The 20,877-nt window shown below is 72.6% G+C and carries 19 protein-coding genes and 1 pseudogene; 10 read left to right on the top strand and 10 right to left on the bottom strand.

Translation table 11 applies throughout. The annotated features are described in order from the left end of the window. Nucleotides 1-596: 596 nt before the first annotated feature. Both ABVB68_RS34310 and xylB read right to left on the bottom strand, forming a co-directional pair. A complete protein-coding gene (locus ABVB68_RS34310) occupies nucleotides 597-1,805 on the bottom strand; it encodes an ROK family protein (protein WP_353605114.1) in 1,209 nt (402 codons plus the stop codon). Nucleotides 1,806-1,812: 7 nt separating this feature from the next. Further along, nucleotides 1,813-3,294: a xylulokinase gene (gene xylB / locus ABVB68_RS34305; RefSeq protein ID WP_353605113.1), complete on the bottom strand. Its 1,482-nt coding sequence runs from the start codon at nucleotides 3,292-3,294 to the stop codon at nucleotides 1,813-1,815. A gap of 126 nt (nucleotides 3,295-3,420) precedes the next feature. On the opposite strand from xylB, the gene xylA reads away from it, so the two are divergent. Continuing rightward, on the top strand, nucleotides 3,421-4,587 hold the full coding sequence (gene xylA / locus ABVB68_RS34300) for a xylose isomerase (protein WP_353605112.1): 1,167 nt from the start codon (nucleotides 3,421-3,423) through the stop codon (nucleotides 4,585-4,587). A gap of 451 nt (nucleotides 4,588-5,038) precedes the next feature. On the opposite strand, the pseudogene ABVB68_RS34295 reads toward xylA, so the two are convergent. Beyond that, a pseudogene (locus ABVB68_RS34295) lies at nucleotides 5,039-5,263 on the bottom strand (hypothetical protein); the annotation flags it as partial. A gap of 150 nt (nucleotides 5,264-5,413) precedes the next feature. On the opposite strand from ABVB68_RS34295, the gene ABVB68_RS34290 reads away from it, so the two are divergent. Beyond that, on the top strand, nucleotides 5,414-5,596 hold the full coding sequence (locus tag ABVB68_RS34290) for a tail-anchor membrane protein (RefSeq protein ID WP_353605111.1): 183 nt from the start codon (nucleotides 5,414-5,416) through the stop codon (nucleotides 5,594-5,596). A gap of 163 nt (nucleotides 5,597-5,759) precedes the next feature. Here the strand turns inward: ABVB68_RS34290 and ABVB68_RS34285 are convergent, their stop codons facing one another. Both ABVB68_RS34285 and ABVB68_RS34280 read right to left on the bottom strand, forming a co-directional pair. Beyond that, nucleotides 5,760-6,749 carry a hypothetical protein gene (locus ABVB68_RS34285; RefSeq protein WP_353605110.1) on the bottom strand — a complete coding sequence of 330 codons (990 nt, stop codon included), beginning with the start codon at nucleotides 6,747-6,749 and terminating at the stop codon, nucleotides 5,760-5,762. Between the two features lie 436 nt (nucleotides 6,750-7,185). Then, nucleotides 7,186-7,785, bottom strand: coding sequence for a class I SAM-dependent methyltransferase (locus tag ABVB68_RS34280; RefSeq protein WP_353605109.1), 600 nt, complete (start codon nucleotides 7,783-7,785; stop codon nucleotides 7,186-7,188). Nucleotides 7,786-7,937: 152 nt separating this feature from the next. Between ABVB68_RS34280 and ABVB68_RS34275 the strand changes: the two genes are divergently transcribed. The 5 genes from ABVB68_RS34275 (at nucleotide 7,938) to ABVB68_RS34255 (ending at nucleotide 13,079) form a co-directional block, all read left to right on the top strand. Beyond that, entirely contained in the window at nucleotides 7,938-8,711 is a 774-nt protein-coding gene (locus ABVB68_RS34275; protein ID WP_353605108.1) for an MHYT domain-containing protein, read from the top strand. A 61-nt stretch (nucleotides 8,712-8,772) separates the two neighbouring features. Further along, nucleotides 8,773-11,415 carry a sensor histidine kinase gene (locus ABVB68_RS34270; RefSeq protein ID WP_353605107.1) on the top strand — a complete coding sequence of 881 codons (2,643 nt, stop codon included), beginning with the start codon at nucleotides 8,773-8,775 and terminating at the stop codon, nucleotides 11,413-11,415. Then, nucleotides 11,412-11,849 carry a roadblock/LC7 domain-containing protein gene (locus tag ABVB68_RS34265; protein ID WP_353605106.1) on the top strand — a complete coding sequence of 146 codons (438 nt, stop codon included), beginning with the start codon at nucleotides 11,412-11,414 and terminating at the stop codon, nucleotides 11,847-11,849. The genes ABVB68_RS34270 and ABVB68_RS34265 overlap by 4 nt, the downstream gene beginning before the upstream one ends. Before the next feature lie 19 nt (nucleotides 11,850-11,868). Continuing rightward, nucleotides 11,869-12,279, top strand: a complete 411-nt coding sequence (locus tag ABVB68_RS34260; protein WP_353605105.1) for a DUF742 domain-containing protein — start codon at nucleotides 11,869-11,871, stop codon at nucleotides 12,277-12,279. 197 nt (nucleotides 12,280-12,476) lie between these two features. Beyond that, entirely contained in the window at nucleotides 12,477-13,079 is a 603-nt protein-coding gene (locus ABVB68_RS34255) for a GTP-binding protein (RefSeq protein WP_353605104.1), read from the top strand. 9 nt (nucleotides 13,080-13,088) lie between these two features. Here ABVB68_RS34255 and ABVB68_RS34250 read toward each other — a convergent pair whose 3' ends face one another. Continuing rightward, nucleotides 13,089-13,517, bottom strand: coding sequence for a PPOX class F420-dependent oxidoreductase (locus tag ABVB68_RS34250; RefSeq protein ID WP_353605103.1), 429 nt, complete (start codon nucleotides 13,515-13,517; stop codon nucleotides 13,089-13,091). A gap of 91 nt (nucleotides 13,518-13,608) precedes the next feature. Between ABVB68_RS34250 and ABVB68_RS34245 the strand changes: the two genes are divergently transcribed. Further along, a complete protein-coding gene (locus ABVB68_RS34245) occupies nucleotides 13,609-14,022 on the top strand; it encodes a roadblock/LC7 domain-containing protein (RefSeq protein ID WP_353605102.1) in 414 nt (137 codons plus the stop codon). Between the two features lie 138 nt (nucleotides 14,023-14,160). Next, nucleotides 14,161-15,198, top strand: a complete 1,038-nt coding sequence (locus tag ABVB68_RS34240; protein ID WP_353605101.1) for a DUF6397 family protein — start codon at nucleotides 14,161-14,163, stop codon at nucleotides 15,196-15,198. Here ABVB68_RS34240 and ABVB68_RS34235 read toward each other — a convergent pair. After that, nucleotides 15,185-16,051 (bottom strand): acyl-CoA thioesterase, encoded by an 867-nt coding sequence (locus tag ABVB68_RS34235; protein ID WP_353605100.1) that lies wholly within the window; start codon nucleotides 16,049-16,051, stop codon nucleotides 15,185-15,187. The two genes, ABVB68_RS34240 and ABVB68_RS34235, sit on opposite strands and share 14 nt — an antisense overlap. Before the next feature lie 19 nt (nucleotides 16,052-16,070). Continuing rightward, nucleotides 16,071-18,584 (bottom strand): DEAD/DEAH box helicase, encoded by a 2,514-nt coding sequence (locus ABVB68_RS34230; RefSeq protein ID WP_353605099.1) that lies wholly within the window; start codon nucleotides 18,582-18,584, stop codon nucleotides 16,071-16,073. 145 nt (nucleotides 18,585-18,729) lie between these two features. On the opposite strand from ABVB68_RS34230, the gene ABVB68_RS34225 reads away from it, so the two are divergent. Beyond that, nucleotides 18,730-19,524, top strand: coding sequence for a metal-dependent hydrolase (locus ABVB68_RS34225; protein WP_353605098.1), 795 nt, complete (start codon nucleotides 18,730-18,732; stop codon nucleotides 19,522-19,524). Between the two features lie 242 nt (nucleotides 19,525-19,766). Here the strand turns inward: ABVB68_RS34225 and ABVB68_RS34220 are convergent, their stop codons facing one another. Together ABVB68_RS34220 and ABVB68_RS34215 are read right to left on the bottom strand one after the other, a co-directional pair. Beyond that, entirely contained in the window at nucleotides 19,767-20,030 is a 264-nt protein-coding gene (locus ABVB68_RS34220; RefSeq protein ID WP_353605097.1) for a type B 50S ribosomal protein L31, read from the bottom strand. 42 nt (nucleotides 20,031-20,072) lie between these two features. Then, nucleotides 20,073-20,543 carry a DUF5709 domain-containing protein gene (locus tag ABVB68_RS34215; protein ID WP_353605096.1) on the bottom strand — a complete coding sequence of 157 codons (471 nt, stop codon included), beginning with the start codon at nucleotides 20,541-20,543 and terminating at the stop codon, nucleotides 20,073-20,075. Nucleotides 20,544-20,877 lie beyond the last annotated feature (334 nt).

Raw genomic sequence — 20,877 nt, 5'->3', positions numbered from 1 at the left:
TCCGATCCGCGGGGGAACCGGCCGTCCCTGACGGTCCGTCGGCTGCCCTCACGTGAATCACGGTAAGGCGCGGCCCGGTTGGGCAGAAGGGCACACCGCGGTTCGGTGGACGAGTCGCCTCCTGTGGACAACTCGGCCACCCGTTCGGCTGAATCCGCCCCCGTCCGGGGGCTGTGCGAAGGACGCGGTGCTGTGCGTGAGACGCGAGGCGGGTACGGCGCGGCAGGTCCCGCCTCGTACCGCGGACGGCTCCCGCCTCGTACCGCGGACGGGTCCCGCCTCGTACCGCGGACGGGTCCCGCCTCGTACCGCGGACGGGTCCCGCCTCGTACCGCGGGCCGGTACCGCCCCATACCGGGGAGGGCTCGCGGCACCGGTGGACCTGCGCACCTTCGGACTGCGCACCTTCGGACTGTGTACCGGCGCACCTGCGCACCGGCGCCCCTGTGCGCTGGCGGACCTGCCAACCGCCGGACCCGCGCAGCGGTGCCCTCGAGCCGATGCGGAGCGCACTCAACCGAAGCGTCCGCTACGCCGTCCGTGCCGGAGCCCCTCGCCCGGCCGCAGTGTCCGCGCCGCGATCCCGAGGGAGACGGTCAGGGTCGTTCGGCCACCATCGCGGGGTCGTCCAGCACGGAGCGGACGACCGAGTGCGCCGCGCCGAGCAGTGGACCCTCCGGGCCCAGCCGGGACACCGCCACCGGGCAGGCCGGGCCGGCCGTGCGGCCGCTCAACTCCGCCTCCAGCGAGGGCAGCAGCCAGGGCGCGAGTCCGGCCAGCGCGCCGCCCAGGACCACCGCCTCGGGGTCGAGCAGGTTCACCGCCCCGGTGAGGGCGATGCCGAGCGCCGTACCGGCGTCCCGCAGGGCCGCCCGCACGTTCTCGTCCCCCTCCCCGGCACGCTCCCCGAGCAGACCCACCAGGTCCTCGCGAGGTTCCAGTCCCGCCGCGCGCGAAACCGCCTCCTCGCCCGCGTACTGCTCGAGGCAGCCGCGGCCGCCGCAGGGGCAGGCGGGGCCGTCCGGCCACACCGGTACGTGGCCCAGCTCGCCCGCGAACCCCCGGGTGCCGCGCAGCAGGCCCCCGTCCACGACGACCGCGCCACCGATGCCGATCTCGGCCGACACATGCACGAAGTGGCGTGGGGTGCCGTCCCCGAGCCACAGCTCCGCCAGAGCCCCGAAGTTGGCCTCGTTGTCCACGGTCAGCGGCCATGTGCCGGGCAGCAGGGCGCCGAGGTCCGTGTCGTGCCAGTCGAGGTTCGGGGCACGGACGACGGTTCTGCCGTCCCGGGCCACCAGTCCGGGAACGGCGACCGCGAGCCCGGCGGGCCAGAGGTACTCCCGCTCGGCCTGCGCCAGAACCCGGCGTATCAGCGCCGTCAGCTCCTCGATCACAGGCTCGGGCGCCCGGCCCCGGTTGGGGCCGCGCCGCACGGCACGCGCGCGCAGCGCTCCGCGCAGGTCGACCACGTACACCGCGAGGTGGTCGACGCCGATCTCCGCACCGATGCCCGCAGGCCCGCGGCCGCTCACCGCGAGAGCCGACCCCGGCCTGCCCACCCGGCCCGGCCGCTCCGGGCCCAGTTCCTCCAGCAGCTCCCAGCGGATCAGCTCGTCCACGAGCGTCGACACGGCCGCGCGCGTCAGGCCGATCCGCGAGGCGACCGCGGCCCGGGACAGCGGACCCCCGGCGCTGACGGCGTGCATCACCCGTGCCAGATTGCGCCGCCGCATGCCCCGCTGGGTGTCGGGCAGGGCGCGGCCGTCGCCCGGCGGGCGGCCCTCGTGCGGCGGTGCGGTCATGCCTGCGTCAATCCTCGTCGTCCGCCGCCGGGCTCTTCACGTGCGGCTGGGTTTTGGCCCCGCGCTCCAGCAGCGGGGCCGCGTCGGAGAGTACCCCGGTGATCCTCTCCAGCGTCTCCTCGTCCCGCTCCACGGCCTCCAGTACCGGGCCCGCTGCCGTGTGCCAGCGCCTGGCCACCGCCGCCGGATCCTCGCCGGTCAGCAGACCGGCCGCCTGTGCCGCCGCGCCCAGGGCGACCAGTTCGCCGGCTTGCGGCACCTGTACCGGGCGCCCCGACAGGCGGCGTACGGTCTGCTGCCAGGCCGTGCCCCGCGCGCCGCCGCCGATCAGCAGCAGCGGGGTGTCGCGGTCGGCGTCCTCGTCGAGCACCAGCTCCAGGGCCCCGAGCAGCGCGTGCACCGCGCCGTCGTAGGCGGCCTGGAGCAACTGGCCCGCCGTCGTGTCGTGCCGCAGCCCGTGCAGCAGACCGGAGGCGTTCGGCAGGTTCGGGGTGCGCTCACCGTCCAGGTACGGCAGCAGGGTCACCGAGCCGCCCGGTTGCACCGCCTCCCGGTCGAGGCCCAGCAGAGCCGCTACGCGGTCCACGGCGAGCGTGCAGTTCAGCGTGCAGGCCAGGGGCAGCCAGTCCCCACGCGCGTCGGCGAAGCCCGCCACCGTGCCGGTGGGATCGGTCGGACGGCGCTCGGAGACGGCGTACACCGTGCCGGACGTACCGAGACTGAGCACCGGGGTGCCGGGCCGCAGCCCGAGCCCCAGCGCCGCCGCCGCGTTGTCGCCGGTGCCGGGCGCCACCAGCGTGCCCTTGGAGAACGGCAGGTCGTGGCTGTCACGCACGGTGCCGGCCAGCTCTCCCGGACGCACCACCCGGGGGAGCACCGCCGGGTCCAGCCCGACGTGCGCGAGGATCTCCTCGTCGTACGTCTCCGTCCCCGCAGCCCACCAGCCGGTGCCGGAGGCGTCGCCGCGGTCGGTGGTGCCCTGCCCGGTCAGGCGCTCCGTGAGGTAGTCGTGGGGGAGACGCACCGCCCTGGTCGCACGGACCGCCTCCGGCTCGTGTTCGGCCAGCCAGGCCCACTTCGTGACCGTGAACGACGCCCCGGGCACGCTGCCGGTGCGCTCCGCCCAGGCCTTGGCACCGCCCAGCTCCGCCACCAGGCGGCGGGCCTGCGGGGCCGACCGGACGTCGTTCCACAGCAGCGCCGGGCGCACCGGCTCGCCGCGCTCGTCCAGGGTGACCAGGCCGTGCTGCTGGCCGCCGACCGACACCGCCGCCGCCTCGTACGCCGCGTCACCGCACTGGCGCAACGCCGCGCACAGGGCGTCCCACCACTGGCGCGGATCGCTCTCCCGGCCCGCCCCCGCGGACACCGTGTGCGGCGCCTGGCCACTCGCCACGACCTGCCCGGTGGCAGCGTCGACGACCAGTGCCTTCGTGGACTGGGTGGACGTGTCCACACCGACGACGAGCGGACCCTCGGCTGCTGACATCGGGCTCTCCCTTTCCGCGGCTCTGCGGGACAAAAGACACCGTGTCTCTTCCCAGAGGTGTGCCCGCATACTAATTTGTAAACGGCGATGACGAAATAGCCGGACGCAGCCCAGAGGAGCAGCGGTATGAACCACCAGCCCACCCCCGCGGACAAGTTCACCTTCGGCCTGTGGACCGTCGGCTGGCAGGGAAGGGACCCGTTCGGTGACGCCACCCGCCGCCCCCTCGACCCGGTCGAGACGGTGCGGCGCCTGGCGGAGCTGGGTGCCCACGGGGTCACCTTCCACGACGACGACCTGATCCCCTTCGGCTCCTCGGACACCGAGCGTGAGTCGCACGTCAAGCGGTTCCGCCAGGCCCTGGACGCCACCGGCATGAAGGTGCCGATGGCCACCACGAACCTCTTCACGCACCCCGTCTTCAAGGACGGCGCCTTCACCGCGAACGACCGCGACGTGCGCCGCTACGCGCTGCGCAAGACGATCCGCAACATCGACCTCGCGGCCGAGCTGGGAGCCACGACGTACGTCGCCTGGGGCGGTCGCGAGGGCGCCGAGTCCGGTGCCGCCAAGGACGTGCGCGCGGCCCTGGACCGCATGAAGGAGGCCTTCGACCTGCTCGGCGAGTACGTCACCACGCAGGGCTACGACATCCGCTTCGCCATCGAGCCCAAGCCGAACGAGCCTCGCGGCGACATCCTGCTGCCCACCGTCGGCCACGCGCTGGCCTTCATCGAGCGTCTGGAGCGCCCCGAGCTGTTCGGAGTCAACCCGGAGGTCGGCCACGAGCAGATGGCCGGGCTCAACTTCCCGCACGGCATCGCGCAGGCACTGTGGGCGGGCAAGCTCTTCCACATCGACCTCAACGGCCAGTCCGGCATCAAGTACGACCAGGACCTGCGGTTCGGCGCCGGTGATCTGAGGGCCGCCTTCTGGCTCGTCGACCTGCTGGAGAGCGCCGGGTACGAAGGGCCCCGCCACTTCGACTTCAAGCCGCCGCGCACCGAGGATCTCGACGGCGTGTGGGCGTCGGCGGCCGGCTGCATGCGCAACTACCTCGTCCTGAAGGAGCGTGCGGCCGCCTTCCGCGCCGACCCGGAGGTCCAGGAGGCCCTGCGCGCCGCACGGCTGGACCAGCTGGCCCAGGCGACCGCCGCCGACGGTCTTCGGGCCCTCCTCGCCGACCGCTCGGCCTTCGAGGACTTCGACGTGGAGGCGGCCGCCGCCCGGGGCATGGCCTTCGAGCGACTCGACCAGCTGGCGATGGACCACCTCCTGGCGGCGCGGGGCTGACCTCCACGCGCGCGCGGGCTGCCGGTGCGCACCTCGTACGGTGCGACCCTCCGTATCACGGTGCGGTTGCCTCAGGCCCCTTCCGGAACAGCGGCGTCCGTGCCGAACCCGGTCGAGTCCAGAGCGGTCGCGGAGTCGCCGTCCGGTCCGGCCGTGGGGATCCAGTACCCGTCCTCGTCGCGGTACGGCCACCAGCGGCCGTCCCTGCCGAGTCGCAGCTGAACCCCTCGGCCGGGGACGGTCCACCGGTTTTCCGCTCCTGCGCGGCGGCGGCCTCTCGCCGGCCTCGGGCCCCTTCCAGTGCCGCACGCGCGCGTACCAGGGCCGCGTCCGCCACCTGCCTTTCCTCGTCGAGTACGGCTGGTATTCCTGGTCGAGTACGGCGAGGGCCGGCCCGCTCCCAACCGCCAAGCACGGGCAGCCGCCACCAGCCCCGCACGGCCGGGGGGGCGCCGGTGCCGAGCACGGCGTGGGCCATCTCGCGTTTGCGGCCCAGCATGAGCGATGCGGTCCTCCAGGGTCCCCTCGGCGATCAGCCGGTGGACCTGCACCGGCGGGTCTGCCCGATGTGGTACGCGCGGTCGGTGGCCTGCGCCTCGACCGCCGGGTTCCACCAGCGGTCGTCGTGCACGACGTGCTCGGCGCGGGTCAGGTTCAGGTTGGTCCCCACGGCCTGTTTCCGCTGCGCCGGGCTGCCGGCGGCTGCGACGGTGACACCATTAGGGGGGCGCTTCAGGGTTGTCTCAGGGTCGGCTCCTGGAACCGAGGGAAGCGGGAGGCCGTTTTCAGAGCAGAGAGCGGCAGTGGCCGTGAAGGAGGGACGCTCATGTCCAACAACGCGAAGGTCGCCGTGGGCGGCGTGGCGATCGGGCTCATCCTGCTGATATGGCTGCCCTGGTGGGTGGCGTTCCTGATCGTGGTGGGGGTTCCGGTGGCGGCCTACCTGGCGCTGGACCCCTCACAGCGACGCAGGCTGCGCCGAATCGGCCGCAAGGAACTCGGGCGCTGAGGGGGGCCCGGCCCCAGGTGGCATGCGCGACCGCGGCCCACGGGAGCTTGCGGCCCACCGACTTCGGCCCACGTGAGCCTGCGGTCCAGGGCTCTCCGCTCACGAGAGCTTCCGGGCCAGTCGGCCTCGGCTCACGTGAGCTTCCGGTCCAGTCGGCCTCGGCTCACATAGGTCGCACGGCCAGTTTGTCGAGCGCCTCCAGCAGTCCCGGCAGCTCGGGGCCCCGGCCTATCGGCAGGACCTCACCGGGCTTCTCGTCGAGCAGGACGAACGCGATGTCGTCGGTGCGGGCCACGATCGACCACCCCGGGCCGTCGGCGCGCAGCGTACGGGCGTCTCCCGGGGCGAACGACGAGCGCACCCGCCCGAGCGGCGGCGGTGAGGTCACGTAGGCCCGTGCCTCCGCGAGCACCCGGCGAACGCCCTGATGACCGCTCACCGATGCCTTCTGCGCGCCCTCAGGTGAGTGATCCTCGTCCGTGGCCGCCACCACGGATCCCGCCGGCCCTGCCGGTTCCGGCTCCGCCGACCCGGCCGATCCCGGCCCGGCCGATCCCACCGATCCCGGCCCAGCGGACCCGGACCCCGCTGGTCCCTGCCCCGACGCCTCCTGTGAGTCCGCGGACCGCGTCTGCTCGTCCGCCCCGGAGAAGTCCGCGTCGTTGATCTGCTCCCGCCACGCGGCCCACTGCAGTGCTATCTCGTCGGCGCCGAGACGCCGCTGGGCGGGCCCCCAGAAGCCGGTGTCCGGTGGGCTGAGCGGGGGCCGGTCCGCGATCTCGGGCGGGGGGTCGTGCGGTGCGGGGACGCCGGGTGCCGCCACCGCGACGGCCAGGGGCCAGCCCGGCAGAGCGGTCACGACCGCGCGTTCGTCCGGCGACAGCTCGTACTCCATGCCGCAGTCCCAGGACGCGATCGCCACCGCCACCAGCGAGACGTCGTCGATGACGACGGTCCAGCGGGCACCGTCGCCGTCCTGGCCCAGTACCAGGCCGTACCCGTCGGCGCGCGGCGGCAATCCCAGCGCGGCACACGCCTCCGGGTAGTCGTCGCCCAGCACGCTCGGAAACTGCGCAGGCGTCAGCAGTACCGCCGTCAGCACATACAGCGCATCGTCCGCGGCGGCGACGGCCTCGTCGTCTGTCCCGGCCATCACAGCCTCCCCAGTGGTTCTTCCATCGGCGCGCACCCTAGTGCGAGGTGGAGGCCCTTGTCACGACTCCGCACACCGCGCGGAGCTGCAGGTTTCCGCCTGGACGGGGGCGAATCGGCCACGCCGGGCGAGCGATTTCCCGTCGGGCCGAGGTCCGCCCGAGAAGATCGCGGGCCACAGCCACAGGCGACGCCTCGCGCTCCCGGGACCGATGCGTGGACCGCCGGGCAGCCCGGCCCGCATCGGGACGCCTCAGCGGCCTGTCCCGTCGAGCGACGCGGACGTGTCCCGCGGCCGGGCGAGTTCGGCCCGGCTCGGGGCCGGAGGCCGCGGGCCTACGGGTCGTGAGGGTCCCGGCGCCGGGCACGACGTCGTGTCCGGCACTGCGACGTCTTGGCGGCAGCCGTCGCTCACACGGCGTGGCCCGCGCCGGCCGTCAGTTCTCCCGTACCGCGAGCGCGAGGAAGCGGGTGTCCGTGTCCGTGTACGACGTCATGCGCCAGCCCGCGCGGGCCAGCAGCGGACCCAGGTTGGCCTCGGCCCGCAGGTCCTCCGGCGTGATCCGGCGGCCCTGACGAGCTGCCAGCGCCGCCCGCCCGATGGGATGGAACAGCGCGAGTGTGCCGTCCGGCCGCACCGCGCGGGCCAGTTCGCGCAGATTGTCCGCCGGACGCGGCAGGTGTGCGATCAGACCGGCCGCGAAGACGGCGTCCAGGGACGACGACCGCAGCGGCAGCGCGGACACGTCCGCGAGCAGCAGCCGCCCGTCCCGGTTCCGGCCCGCCCGCGTGGCGGCCTTCAGCATCGCCGGTGTCAGGTCGGCGCCCAGCACCACCCCCGAGGGACCCACGGCGGCACGCAGGGGCGGCAGGGCGCGCCCCGTTCCACAGCCCGCGTCCAGCACCCGGTCGCCCGCGCGCAGACCGAGATCGGCCACGGCGGCCGCGTACGCGGGACCGTCGTCGGGGAACCTGCTGTCCCAGTCGCCCGCCCGGGCGGTGAAGAACTCCTGGACATGTGTGTGGTCGTCGCTCATGTCCCGCATGATTCCTCACCGCCACGGGGGACGTCTCTGCGCGCATGTTCGAGCGTGATGCGATCGTTCCGTCGCATCTCCATGTCATATTCCATCAGTTTTCGAAATGCGCCCCCTTTGTGCGCCCCTGCCCCGGCTAACGTCCCGGGCCCATGGGACACCTGGACCACGCCGCCTTCGGCTGGCTGACACCCGTGCTGTCGTACCTGATGGCGTGTGTGGGCGCCGCCCTGGGACTGCGCTGCACCGTCCGCGCGCTGGCCACCACCGGCCGCTCGCGCCGCAACTGGCTCGTCACCGCCGCCTCCGCGATCGGGACGGGCATCTGGACGATGCACTTCGTGGCCATGCTCGGCTTCCGCGTCAGCGGCACCGACATCCGCTACGACGTGCCGCTGACCATCCTCAGCCTCCTCGTCGCCATGGTCGTCGTCTGCGCCGGCGTCTTCGCCGTCGGCTACGGCCGCGACCGCAACCGGGCCCTGCTGTTCGGCGGACTCACCACCGGGCTCGGCGTCGCCAGCATGCACTACCTGGGCATGGCGGCCGTCCGGCTGCACGGCCAGGTCCGCTACGACCCCGTCCTCGTCGGAGTGTCGGTGGCGATCGCGGTGGTGGCCGCGACGGCCGCCCTGTGGGCGGGACTCAACATCAAGTCCCCCCTCGCCGTCACCGTCGCCTCCCTGGGCATGGGCGCGGCCGTCAGCAGCATGCACTACACCGGGATGTTCGCGGTGAGCGTGCGTGTGGACCCGTCCGGCGAAGCCCTCTCCGGAGCCACGGCGATGCAGTTCATCTTCCCCCTCGCCGTGAGCCTCGGCTCCTACCTGTTCATCACCGCGGCCTTCGTCGCCCTCTCACCCACGGCCGACGAGCGCGAGGCGTCCGTCTCCGCCCAGCGCCCCGTCGACAGCCTCGCCCGCTAGCCGCAGCCGACCAGGCGGCAGCAGGCCCGAGCGTCCCGCCCACGTCCCGAACGAGGAGGCCATGCGCCCACCCCGCACACCCGAGAAGACCGGCTCCCCGGCCCGGCATCCGCGCGGCCGCCGCGCCCACGCGGGACCCCCGGCGCAGGAAGGCACGGACGGCCCCCACGGCATACCGCAGACCACGGCACGAACGCCGGGCAGACGTCGGCGGCTGCGCCCCCGTACGGTGCGCGCCAAGGTCGTCAGCCTGCTGATGGTGCCCGTCGTCTCACTGCTCGCCCTGTGGGCCTACGCCACCGTCAGCACCGCGCAGGACATCGCCCGGCTGCGCCAGTCCCAGCGGATCGAAGCGGAACTGCGCACTCCGGTGGCCACGGCCGTGGCCGCGCTGCAGGCCGAACGCGGTGCGGCCGTGCGCTACGCCGGCGCTCCGGGCACCGTGGACCGCGGCGACCTCGAACGCCTGGCGGACCGTACCGACCGGGCGGTGGCCGCACTGCGGCTCGGCGACGACAGTACGGTCGCCGACAGCCAGGAACTGCCCACCGGTGTCTCGGCGCGCCTCGACGCCTTCGTCACCGGCGCCGAACGCCTGCGCTCGCTGCGGACGGCCGTACTCGGCCGCAAAGCAGGCTGGGACATGGCGTACACGCAGTACACGCGGGCGATCAGGGGTGCCTTCGCCGTGGACGGCGCCCTCAGTGGCGTCCAGCAGGCCGATATGGCCTCCGACGCACGCGTGCTGCTCGAATTCGCGCGGGCCGGCGAGGCGCTCGCCCAGGAGGACGCCGTGGTCGGCGGTGCGCGGACCGCCGGCCTGCGGGGCGAGCGGCTTCGGCTGTTCGCCTCCGCCGTCGCCACCCGCCGCGCCCTGACCGAGACGGCCGTCGCCGATCTGCCCGCCGCACAGCGTGCCGCCTGGCACGCGCTGGCCGCAGGCCGCCCCTACGGCACGCTCGGCGCGGCAGAGGACGAGATGCTCGCCGCCAAGCCCACCGAGGCCGCGCCGCCGGCCGCCTGGGGCACCGCACACGCGCGCGTACAGGACGGAATGCGAACCATCGAGGCGGCCACCGGCCGTGCCGTCGCCGGCCGTGCCGACCCGGTGAAGCGTGGTCTGTTCAGCAGCGAGGGTGCCGCCGTGCTCCTCGGACTCGCCGCGGTCGCCGCCTCGCTCGTCATCTCCGTACGCATCGGCCGTGCACTCGTGGTCGAACTCGTCAGCCTGCGCAACGACGCCCTGGAGATCGCCCGGCGCAAACTCCCCGAAGCGATGCGGAGGCTGCGCGCGGGCGAGGAGATCGACATCCGGGCCGAGGCACCTGCGGGCCCGCCCGCCGAGGACGAGGCCGGCCAGGTCGCGGAAGCCCTGACCACCGTGCACCGCGCCGCCCTGAGTGCCGCCGTGGAGCGCGCGGAACTGGCAAGCGGCATCTCCGGGGTTTTCGTCAATCTGGCCCGCCGCAGCCAGGTGCTGGTCCACCGCCAGCTCAGCCTGCTGGACAGCATGGAACGGCGCTCCGACGACCCCGACGAACTGAGCGACCTTTTCCGGCTGGACCACCTCACCACCCGGATGCGCCGCCACGCCGAGAGCCTCATCATCCTCTCCGGCTCGGCCCCCGGCCGGGCCTGGCGCCTGCCGGTGTCCCTGACGAACGTCGTGCGCGCCGCCGTGTCGGAGATCGAGGACTACGCACGCGTGGAGGTGCGGCAGCTCCCCGAGGCGCACGTCATCGGGGCGGCGGTCGCCGACCTCACCCACCTGCTCGCCGAACTGGTCGAGAACGCGGCCCAGTTCTCGCCACCCCACACGCGCGTGGGCGTCACCGGTGAGCCCGTCGGCAACGGCTACGTCCTGGAGATCGAGGACCGGGGACTCGGCATGGGTGCCGGAACCCTCGCCGAGGCCAACCGGCGCATCGAGCAGTCCGAGACCCTCGACCTCCTCGACAGCGACCGGCTCGGCCTCTTCGTGGTCAGCAGGCTCGCCTCCCGGCACGACATCAAGGTGCATCTGCGGACCTCTCCCTACGGAGGCACCACCGCCGTCATCCTGGTGCCGACCGCTCTGCTGCACAGCGGCCCGGCGCAACGTCCTTCCCGACGGGACGAACAGGCCCCCTGCGAACAGGAAGGCGTCTACGCGCGCGTGCCCGGCGAGGCCGCACCGCCGCGGTCCGTCGCCACACCGCCGGAATCCGTCCCCGGGCCGCCGGCGCCCGTCGCCGTGCCTCGGGAAGCCGTCGCCCCACAGCCGAACCGGCCCTCCCTGTCCACCCGGCAGTCCCCGCCGGACCGGCCCGCCCTCTCGGACCGGCCCTCCTTCCCGGCCACCACCCCGGGCCCTCAACACACCGCACCCGAGCCCGTCCCGCACGGCACGTCGATCGACGCCCCGCCCCCCGGAGTCACCACATTGAGGCCGCACCGTCCCCCCAGCGGCTCCGAACCCTCCGACGACCTGCCGCGCCGGGTGCGCCAGGCCAGCCTCGCCCCGCAACTACGCCGACAGCGCACCGAAGAGCCGGAGCCCGCTCCGCAACGGCGTGCCGACGACCGGCGCACCCCCGAACTCGTACGCGCACGCATGACGGCCTACCGCGACGGATGGACGCGCGGCGGTGGCCGGGCACCGGGCCGCGGCGGCCGGCCGGACGGCGACATGGGCACTCACAGCAGCGAAGGAGACCCGGCATGATGCAGGACCCGAACCCGAGTGCCGGTCGGCGATCCGGCGAACTGGACTGGCTGCTGGACGACTTGGTCACGCGCGTGCACGAGGTGCGGCACGCCGTCGTACTGTCCAACGACGGCCTGGCCGTCGGCGCCTCCACCGATCTGTCCCGGGCGGACGCCGAACACCTCGCGGCCGTCGCCTCCGGCTTCAACAGCCTGGCCAAGGGCGCGGGGCGGCACTTCGGGGGGGGCGGTGTGCGCCAGACCATGGTCGAGATGGACGACGCGTTCCTCTTCGTGGCCGCCGCCGGCGACGGTTCCTGCCTCGCCGTCCTGACCGCGGTCACCGCCGATGTCGGCCTGGTGGCCTACGAGATGGCGCGCCTGGTCAAGCGGGTGGGCGAGCACCTCTACACGGCGCCGCGCCTCTCGACCCGGCCACCGGCCGCCGGATGAGCCGGCGAAGGCGGCAGCGATGAGCGAGACCCCGACCGGCGGACCGTGGGAGCCGGGCAGCCAGTGGTACGACGGCGAGGCCGGCCCTCTGGTCCGCCCGTACGCCATGACGGGCGGTCGCACCCAGGCCGGCCCCACCGGCGTGCGCCTGGACCTCATCGCGCTCGTCACTCTCGACCCCGGCGGTCCGAAGGCCGGCGACACCGCGCTCGGCCCCGAACACCGGACCCTGCTCGAGCTGTGCCGCACGGAAACGCAGTCCGTCGCGGAACTCGCCGCGGACGCCGACCTGCCCGTGGGCGTGGTCAGGGTGCTCCTCGGGGACCTCCTCGAACTGGGCTGCGTCAGCATCAGCCTTCCCGTCCCCCCGGCGCGCCTGCCCGACGAACGGATCCTGCGCGAGGTCATCGCGGGACTGCGAGCGCTGTAGATGAACGTTCGCAATCCGCCGCGCCTCCCACGGCATCCCGAACCGTACGGGTTGCGCAACCGACCGGGCGCGAGTCGGTCACATCAGGTGCATTCCGGTCCGACCGCCCGAAGCCGTGGTCCGGTTGCCATGATGCTGGCTTCGTCTCCGCAGCACGCCCACGTCGTCCGCAGCCGGCCCTCCCGAGAGAAGTGATCATGGTCTCCGAGCACTCCGACGCCGTCGGCGACACCTCCGCCCTGGCGCTGAAGATACTGGTCGCCGGCGGATTCGGGGTCGGCAAGACGACCCTGGTCGGGGCGGTGAGCGAGATCCGGCCCCTGCGCACCGAGGAAGTGCTCAGCGAGGCCGGCCAACTGGTGGACGACACCGACGGCGTGGACCGGAAGGTCACCACGACCGTCGCCATGGACTTCGGGCGCATCACCATCCGATCGGGCCTGTCCCTGTACCTGTTCGGTACGCCGGGACAGGACCGCTTCTGGTTCCTGTGGGACGAGTTGTCCCAGGGCGCGCTCGGTGCGGTCGTCCTCGCCGACACCCGGCGCCTGCAGGACTGCTTTCCCGCCGTCGACTACTTCGAGCACCGGCACATCCCGTTCGTGGTGGCCGTCAACTGCTTCGCGGGCGCCCGCGGCTACGGCGCCCACGACGTCTCGAAGGCACTCGACCTGGACCGCGGTACACCGGTGGTCCTGTGCGACGCGCGCGACCGTGACTCCGGCAAGGAGGTGCTGATCCGGCTCATCGAGTACGCCGGGCGGATGCACACCGCCCGGCTCCTCGACTCGGTCGGCTGACCGGGCCGCTCAGGCCGCCAGATCCTTCACCGCCACCACCTTGTCGATGGTCACGCGCACCAGCAGCTCACCCGGAACGCCGTTGCGGGCGCCGAACTCCTCGGCACGGTCCTCGCCCATGTACCGTGCGGCGATCCGGGTGGCCCACCGGCGCACCTCGTCCAGGTCCTCCGACAGCCGCGCGCGACCGTTCAGGACCACGAAGTGGAACGGCGGCCGGTCGTCGTCCACGCACAACGCGACCCGCCCGTCACGGGCCAGATTGCGCCCTTTCACCGTGTCCCTGCCGGTGTTGAAGACCAGTTCGTCCCCCTCCAGCAGAAACCAGATCGGCGCCACATGAGGGCTCCCATCAGCGCGAACGGTGGACAACTTGCCGGTGCGGGTGCCCTCCGAGACGAACGCCCGCCATTCCTCATCGGTCATTTTGTCTGCCATGCACCCATCCTGCTTGCCCGGACGCCGGTGGTGGGGAAGGCTGGCGGAGAGTTACTCCCGTCAGGGGGAGACGTCACACGGGGAGACGGACATGGCGCAGAACCAGGGACTCGGGTGGCTCCTGGACGACCTGACCGAGCGGGTGGACCACGTGCGGCACGCGCTGGTGCTGTCCAACGACGGCTTGGTCACGGGTGCGAGCACGGGCCTGCGTCGGGAGGACGCCGAGCATCTGGCAGCCGTGGCGTCCGGACTGCACAGCCTGGCCAAGGGGTCGGGGCGCCACTTCGGGGCGGGCAGAGTCCGCCAGACCATGATCGAGTACGACGACGCCGTGCTGTTCGTGACCGCGGCGGGCGCCGGTAGCTGTCTGTGCGTGTTCAGCGGGGCGGAAGCCGACATCGGGCAGATCGCCTACGAGATGACCCTGCTGGTCAATCGTGTCGGCGAACACCTCGGCGTCGATGCCAGACAACCCGAACGGTCCCCCTCGGCAGACCTCTGACCTGCGATTCTCCCGCGATCTTCGGGCGTACGGTGGAGTTGTCCACAGGCCGACCACGAGCTGCGCGACTTTGGCTACGGTGGGTGCACGGCGGACGCACAGGGCGTCAGCTACCGACTCCACGGGGGAGTTACGACCATGTCGGCAAGCACCTTCGGACCACCCCGCCCCCTCACCTGCGCCCCGGGGCGAGCCGCTCGTGAACTGGAGCTGAGGCGAGCAGAGTTCGACCTCGCCGTGCAGCTCGGCCGCATCCGGACCGTGCCCGACGAGGGCGGGAGAGGAGGCCGGCGGGTGGAGCGCGCGGAGATCGACCGGCTCCGCGCCCAGGACGGCTTCCCCGAGTCCCTCCGGGACCGGGTGCGGGTCGTCGGGACCGTGGAGGGCGCCGCACTCATGGACATCCCGGCCGGCCGCTTCACCCGGCTCGCGCGTCTGGGCCTGATCGTGCCCGTGAAGTGGTATCTGAACCGGTACCGAGCCGTGGTCTGGCTCTATCTGGCGGAAGAGCTGCACGACTTCACCGCGGCCGCCGGCAACGCCCATCTGCTCAAAGGGCGTACGCCGGGGACTCTGCGGGGCCAGCTGGAGGCGGGAGTGGACCTACGCGCCCGCAACTGGCGCGGACGGCACCTCGGATTCCTGCTGCGGCAGGCCGAGGGGCCCTGGGCCCGAGCCGGAGCCCTGGCCGCCTTCCTCGAGCCCGTCGAGATCGCCGACATCGTCAGGGATCCGTACGAGCGCGCCCACCTGAGCCGGTTCCGGCCCCCACCACCCGGTCACGGGGCGCCCGGGTCGGCATCCGCTCACCTTGCCGAGCGGATCATGACCGCGCACGACGGGGACGAGATCGAGTGGCTGCGCGGCGAGCTGGACCACGCCATCGAGGAGGCCCGTACGCTCACCGCCGCCCCGCGACCGGCTGTCCGCCGCGCCGGACCGGCGGTGCGCAGGGCGGCACGGCCGATCGCGCCACTGGCACGCACCCTCACACGTGCGACGGAGCCGGGCCGGCGCCCGGCACCGCCCTCCACGGCACACAACGCCGGCCCCGGACAGGACCCGTCGCGGCCGGCACGCGGGATGCGGGCGTGGCTGCGCCGCAGAAGCCCACGGCCGGGCGCGGGTCTGAGTCCGTGCGAACCTGCGCCCCCGGCATCCCCTACAGGGTTCTGAAGAGCCCTTCCTGGACGACCGAGACGAGCAGACGCCCCTGCAGGTCGTAGATGCGCCCGCGGGCCAGACCGCGCCCGCCGGTGGCGATCGGCGACTCCTGGTCGTACAGGAACCACTCGTCCGCGCGGAACGGCCGGTGGAACCACATGGCGTGGTCCAGCGATGCCATGTCGAAGTTCCGCGCACCCCAGAGGGGTTCGATCGGGAGGCGCACAGCGTCCAGGAGCGTCATGTCGCTGGCGTAGGTCAGCGCGCAGGTGTGGACCAGCGGATCGTCGCCGAGCGGTCCGACCGCCCGCATCCACACGGCGCTGCGCGGCTCGGCGTCCGCTATCTCCTCGGGGGTCCAGCGCAGCCGGTCCGCGTACCGGATGTCGAAGGGCTGGCGGCGCGCCATCCGCTCCAACTGCTCCGGCAGCGTGCCCAGATGCTTGCGGATCTCCTCGGTCACCGTCGGCAGCGACTCCGGGTCCGGCACCTCACGGGCCGGCGGCAGCTGGTGCTCGAAAGGTCCTTCCTCAGGCTTGTGAAAGGAGGCGGTCAGATTGAAGATCGTGCGGCCCTGCTGCACGGCCGTGACCCGGCGGGTCGTGAACGACCGGCCGTCACGGACCCGCTCGACCTGGTACACGATCGGCACGCCGGGACGCCCGGGGCGCAGGAAGTACGCGTGCAGCGAGTGCACCGGGCGGTCGCCCTCCGTGGTGCGTCCGGCGGCGACCAGCGCCTGGCCCGCGACCTGGCCGCCGAAGACCCGCTGCAAGGACTCCTCGGGGCTTCGGCCACGAAAGATGTTGACCTCGATCTGCTCCAGGTCGAGCAGGTCGACCAGTTTCTCGGCCGGGTTCGTCATCGGTGGGATTCTCCTGTGTTCACAGCTGGCCGACGGCGGTGACGCGGACGACCGCACGGCCCTCGGCGTCCGAGGCGGCGAGGTCGATCTCCGCGCTGATGCCCCAGTCGTGGTCGCCGCCCGGGTCGTCGAAGATCTGGCGGACGCGCCAGAGGCCGTTCTCCGGCTCCTCCTTGATGACCAGCAGCTTGGGGCCGCGGGCGTCGGGACCGGTGCCGAGGTCGTCGTACTCGTCCCAGTACTTGTCCATCGCCTCACCCCACGCGTCGGCGTCCCAGCCGGACTCGGCGTCCATCTCGCCCAGTTCCTCGACCTGGTCCAGCGCGGCCAGCTCCACGCGGCGGAACATCGCGTTGCGGACGAGGACCCGGAAGGCACGCGCGTTGGTGGTGACCGGCTTGACCTCGTCGGCCTTCTCCCGGGCCTCCTCGGCCGTCATCTCCTCGGGGTTGGCGAGCTGCTCCCACTCGTCCAGCAGGCTGGAGTCGACCTGCCGGACCATCTCGCCGAGCCACTCGATGAGGTCCTGCAGGTCCTCGGACTTCAGGTCGTCCGGGATGGTGTGGTCCAGGGTCTTGAACGCACTGGCGAGGTAGCGCAGCACGATGCCCTCGGTGCGCGCCAGCTCGTAGTAGGACACCAGCTCCGTGAAGGACATGGCCCGTTCGTACATGTCCCGGACGACCGACTTCGGCGACAGCGGATGGTCGCCGACCCACGGGTGACTCTTGCGGTAGGTGTTGTACGCGTGGAAGAGCAGCTCCTCCAGCGGCTTCGGGTAGGTGATGTCCTGGAGGCGCTCCATGCGCTCCTCGTACTCGACGCCGTCCGCCTTCATCGCCGCGACGGCCTCGCCGCGCACCTTGTTCTGCTGGGCGGCGAGGATCTGCCGCGGGTCGTCCAGGGTGGACTCGACCACGGAGACCATGTCGAGGGCGTAGGACGGCGATTCGGGGTCGAGGAGTTCGAACGAGGCGAGCGCGAACGTGGACAGCGGCTGGTTGAGCGCGAAGTCCTGCTGGAGGTCGACCGTGAGCCGGACGATACGGCCCTCGGCGTCCGGCTCGTCGAGCTTCTCCACGATCCCGCCGTCGAGCAGCGAGCGGTAGATCGCGATGGCCCGCCGGATGTGCCGCAGCTGCTGCCTGCGCGGCTCGTGGTTGTCCTCCAGGAGGTGGCGCATCGCCTCGAAGGCGTTGCCCGGACGGGCGATCACCGACAGCAGCATCGTGTGCGTGACCCGGAATCGCGAGGTGAGCGGCTCCGGGTCCGACGCGATCAGCTTCTCGAAGGTGTTGTCCGTCCAGCCGACGAAGCCCTCCGGCGCCTTCTTGCGCACCACCTTGCGGCGCTTCTTCGGGTCGTCGCCCGCCTTGGCCAGGGCCTTCTCGTTCTCGATGACGTGCTCCGGCGCCTGCGCCACGACGAGTCCGGCGGTGTCGAAGCCCGCCCGGCCGGCGCGGCCCGCGATCTGGTGGAACTCACGGGCCCGCAGGGTCCGCACGCGAGTGCCGTCGTACTTGGTCAGGGCCGTGAACAGCACCGTCCTGATGGGCACGTTGACACCCACACCGAGGGTGTCCGTGCCGCAGATGACCTTCAGCAGGCCGGCCTGGGCGAGCTTCTCCACCAGACGCCGGTATTTGGGCAGCATGCCGGCGTGGTGGACGCCGATCCCGTGCCGGACGTAACGGGAGAGGTTGCGGCCGAACTTGGTGGTGAAGCGGAAGTTGCCGATCAGCTCGGCGATCTGGTCCTTCTCCTCGCGCGAACACATGTTGATGCTCATCAGCGCCTGCGCCCGCTCCACGGCCTGGGCCTGTGTGAAGTGCACGATGTAGACGGGCGCCTGCTTCGTCGCCAGCAGTTCGGTCAGCGTCTCGGTGAGCGGAGTCAGCCTGTACTCGTAGGAGAGGGGGACCGGGCGGGTCGCGGAGCGGACCACCGAGGTGGGGCGGCCGGTCCGGCGTTCGAGGTCCTTCTCGAAGAAGGAGACATCGCCCAAGGTGGCCGACATCAGGATGAACTGCGCCTGGGGCAGTTCCAGCAGCGGGATCTGCCAGGCCCAGCCGCGGTCGCCCTCGGCGTAGAAGTGGAACTCGTCCATCACGACCTGGCCGACGTCGGCGTGCTTGCCGTCGCGCAGCGCGATCGAGGCCAGCACCTCGGCGGTGCAGCAGATCACCGGCGCGTCGGCGTTAACGGAGGCGTCGCCGGTCAGCATGCCGACGTTCTCGGTGCCGAAGATCTTGCACAGCTCGAAGAACTTCTCTGACACCAGCGCCTTGATCGGGGCCGTGTAGAAGGTGACCTCGTCCCGCGCCAGCGCGGCGAAGTGCGCACCGGCGGCGATCATGCTCTTGCCGGACCCGGTGGGCGTCGAGACGATCACGTTCGCCCCGGAGACCACCTCGATCAGCGCCTCCTCCTGGTGGGGGTAGAGGGTGAGGCCGCGCTCCTGCGCCCACGACTCGAAGGCTTCGTACAGGGCGTCGGGGTCGGCGGTCGGTGGGAGCTGATCGATGAGGGTCACGCCCCCATCTTGCCTGCCCTTCTCCCCCGGAGGGGAATCGGCTGCGAGTACGAAGATCATGACCGATACGCTGTGTCGCCGGCGCAACGTCGGCGCACCAGGTCAACTGGACAGCGGTACACGAGGAATGGGGCGGGAAGCGGCCATGATGGGACCAGCACACTCACTGTCCGGGGCCGCGGCCTGGCTGGGCGTGGGGGCAGCCGCCGCCGCGGCAGGGCATCCGATGCCCTGGCCGGTCCTCCTGGCCGGCTCCCTGATCTGTGCCGGCGCCGCGCTCGCCCCGGACCTGGACCACAAGGCGGCCACCATCTCCCGCGCCTTCGGGCCGCTCTCCCGCTGGATCTGCGAGATCGTCGACAAGCTGTCGTACGCCGTCTACAAGGCGACCAGGAAGCAGGGGGACCCGCGCCGGTCGGGAGGCCACCGGACCCTGACGCACACCTGGCTCTGGGCGGTCGTGATCGGCGCCGGCTGCTCGGGCGCGGCGATCTCGGGTGGTCGCTGGGCGGTGCTGGCGATCTTGTTCGTGCACATGGTGCTCGCGATCGAGGGCCTGCTGTGGCGGGCGGCGCGCGGCTCCAGCAGCGATGTGCTGGTCTGGCTGCTGGCGGCGACGAGCGCGTGGATCCTCGCGGGGATGCTGGACAAGCCCGGCAACGGCTCGGACTGGCTGTTCACGGCGCCCGGACAGCAGTACCTGTGGCTGGGGCTGCCGGTCGTGCTCGGCGCGCTGGTGCACGACATCGGGGACGCGCTGACCGTCTCCGGCTGCCCGATCCTGTGGCCGATCCCGCTCGGCCGCAAGCGCTGGTACCCGCTGGGGCCGCCGAAGCCGATGCGCTTCCGGGCCGGCAGCTGGGTGGAGCTGAAGGTGCTGATGCCGGTGTTCATGCTGCTCGGGGGCTGGGGCTGCGCGGCGGCGCTCAACGTGATCTGATCCGGGCCGCCCGCCCGGCACTGGGGGCGATCCGGCCGGGCCGCCCGGCACCGGGGGCGCGTCGCCCGCTCAGGGCACGTCCTGAGCGGCGCCCACCCGGTTCCGGCGCACGCCGGCCCCCACCCCGCTCAGGCGCACGGTGGTGTCCACTCCGCTCCGGCGCGCGGCGCCGCCCGTCCTGCTCCGTCGCCCGGCGGTGCCCGTCCCGCTTCGGCGTGCGGCGCCCGGGCCGGGGCTTCTCCTCAGGTGGCCTCGCCCGACTCCGTACCGCCGTACCGGCGCTCGAAGCGGGCGACGCGCCCCTCGGTGTCCACCGTGCGGGCCTTGCCCGTGTAGAACGGGTGGCTCTCGGAGGAGATCTCCACGTCGATCACCGGATAGCTCCGGCCGTCGTCCCACTCGATGGTCTGCTCGCTCTGCGCGGTGGACCGGGTGAGGAAGGCGTAGCCCGCGGAGCGGTCGCGGAAGACCACGGGGTGGTAGTCGGGGTGCTTGTCCTGCTGCATGGCGCCTCCTCGTGCACGGCGGTCGGGCAGGGAACGAGCGGGTCAGCCGGAGAGGGAGTCCCCGTCGACGATGTGCATCGCGGCCTCCTCCGCGGCGGCGGCGGCACCGTCGATGCCGACGTCGGTGGCGACCAGCGCGGCCTCCTCGTCCTCGTGTGCCCCTTCGTCGGGTGCCACGAGGCGGCCGGAGCGCTGATGGCCGACCTCGTTGTCGAGGGGTTCGCCGTCGGTGCCGTCGCAGTCACCGATGCCGTCGCCGCCGGGTGGGGCCGGGTCGGGCATCTCCTCGGCGAGCCGCCGGTCGAGGGACACGCCCTCGTATCGCTCGGCCGCCGTCACACCGACGTGATCCACCGCCCACGGCCGTTCCGGAGGGGACCAGCCGCGGTCGAGCGGGTCGCTGACGCCGTCGAAGTCCAGTGTGTCCTCGACGTCGAGCACTCCCGAGTCCTCCGCGACCTCCGAGGGATCGGGCTGGTAGACGTCGTCCCCCCAACCGTCGGGGCTGTCCACGAGTACCTCCAGGTGATGAGGACGGCCGCGTACCGCCGGAACGGGCCGCGGGCCGTCGGACCCGGCGCGGGCGGCCCGGGGGAAACCGATCGGCCCTCCGGTGGTTTCCACGCCGGTGCCCCTCTCCAGATTTCACCCCGGCTTCAAACCGCGCAACGGCACGCGCCCCGACCGGACTCCACGCCGCATGCGCGGCCCGCCGCGGCGGTGCCGTACCGCCTCGCGCACCCGGGCACCCGGGCTTTCCCGCTGATCTTCGCCGCGGAAATGCTGCTCAAGAGCAAGCAGGGCGGTACCTGGCGGCAGTCCGACTACCGCGACTGGCTCGTCAAGG

Origin of the sequence: Streptomyces sp. NPDC096012 (genome assembly GCF_040426375.1) — a bacterium.
GTDB lineage: Bacteria > Actinomycetota > Actinomycetes > Streptomycetales > Streptomycetaceae > Streptomyces.
The sequence above is the reverse complement of the archived record's forward strand: the minus strand, read 5'-3'. Positions and strand labels throughout refer to the sequence as shown.

Bases quoted from the DNA above. Each gene is read 5' to 3' on its own strand.
- ABVB68_RS34310 (WP_353605114.1), bottom strand. From the start codon at position 1,805: ATGACCGCACCGCCGCACGAGGGCCGCCCGCCGGGCGACGGCCGCGCC.
- xylB (WP_353605113.1), bottom strand. From the start codon at position 3,294: ATGTCAGCAGCCGAGGGTCCGCTCGTCGTCGGTGTGGACACGTCCACC.
- xylA (WP_353605112.1), top strand. From the start codon at position 3,421: ATGAACCACCAGCCCACCCCCGCGGACAAGTTCACCTTCGGCCTGTGG.
- ABVB68_RS34290 (WP_353605111.1), top strand. From the start codon at position 5,414: ATGTCCAACAACGCGAAGGTCGCCGTGGGCGGCGTGGCGATCGGGCTC.
- ABVB68_RS34285 (WP_353605110.1), bottom strand. From the start codon at position 6,749: ATGGCCGGGACAGACGACGAGGCCGTCGCCGCCGCGGACGATGCGCTG.
- ABVB68_RS34280 (WP_353605109.1), bottom strand. From the start codon at position 7,785: ATGAGCGACGACCACACACATGTCCAGGAGTTCTTCACCGCCCGGGCG.
- ABVB68_RS34275 (WP_353605108.1), top strand. From the start codon at position 7,938: ATGGGACACCTGGACCACGCCGCCTTCGGCTGGCTGACACCCGTGCTG.
- ABVB68_RS34270 (WP_353605107.1), top strand. From the start codon at position 8,773: ATGCGCCCACCCCGCACACCCGAGAAGACCGGCTCCCCGGCCCGGCAT.
- ABVB68_RS34265 (WP_353605106.1), top strand. From the start codon at position 11,412: ATGATGCAGGACCCGAACCCGAGTGCCGGTCGGCGATCCGGCGAACTG.
- ABVB68_RS34260 (WP_353605105.1), top strand. From the start codon at position 11,869: ATGAGCGAGACCCCGACCGGCGGACCGTGGGAGCCGGGCAGCCAGTGG.
- ABVB68_RS34255 (WP_353605104.1), top strand. From the start codon at position 12,477: ATGGTCTCCGAGCACTCCGACGCCGTCGGCGACACCTCCGCCCTGGCG.
- ABVB68_RS34250 (WP_353605103.1), bottom strand. From the start codon at position 13,517: ATGGCAGACAAAATGACCGATGAGGAATGGCGGGCGTTCGTCTCGGAG.
- ABVB68_RS34245 (WP_353605102.1), top strand. From the start codon at position 13,609: ATGGCGCAGAACCAGGGACTCGGGTGGCTCCTGGACGACCTGACCGAG.
- ABVB68_RS34240 (WP_353605101.1), top strand. From the start codon at position 14,161: ATGTCGGCAAGCACCTTCGGACCACCCCGCCCCCTCACCTGCGCCCCG.
- ABVB68_RS34235 (WP_353605100.1), bottom strand. From the start codon at position 16,051: ATGACGAACCCGGCCGAGAAACTGGTCGACCTGCTCGACCTGGAGCAG.
- ABVB68_RS34225 (WP_353605098.1), top strand. From the start codon at position 18,730: ATGATGGGACCAGCACACTCACTGTCCGGGGCCGCGGCCTGGCTGGGC.
- ABVB68_RS34220 (WP_353605097.1), bottom strand. From the start codon at position 20,030: ATGCAGCAGGACAAGCACCCCGACTACCACCCCGTGGTCTTCCGCGAC.